The following is a 222-nucleotide window of genomic DNA, read 5'->3' on the forward strand; positions in this document are numbered from 1 at the left end:
CATTTTAAAGAAAGTGGTGGTGTCGAAAACTCTGCGATGGTGACAAGTAATTCTTCTGTGAACTTGGCAAAGGCGATTGTTGCAAATTACCTCTCGTTACATGGAGAAGAGGCAGATCTCTCAAAAATAGTAGGAGATAATCCTTTTGGTGCAGATTTAGATAAATACATACTAAGAATAGGCTGTAATGAAGAATATAAAGAGTAAATTAATTCTTGTTTC

At 35.1% G+C, this 222-nt stretch carries 1 protein-coding gene; it reads left to right on the forward strand.

Annotated features, from left to right (window positions below; genetic code table 11):
• On the forward strand, window positions 1-207 hold a 207-nt coding region (locus M901_RS05395), incomplete at its 5' end, for a hypothetical protein (protein WP_034720615.1).
• Window positions 208-222: the final 15 nt, after the last annotated feature.

It is taken from the genome of Bacteriovorax sp. DB6_IX (assembly GCF_000447775.1).
GTDB lineage: Bacteria > Bdellovibrionota > Bacteriovoracia > Bacteriovoracales > Bacteriovoracaceae > Halobacteriovorax_A.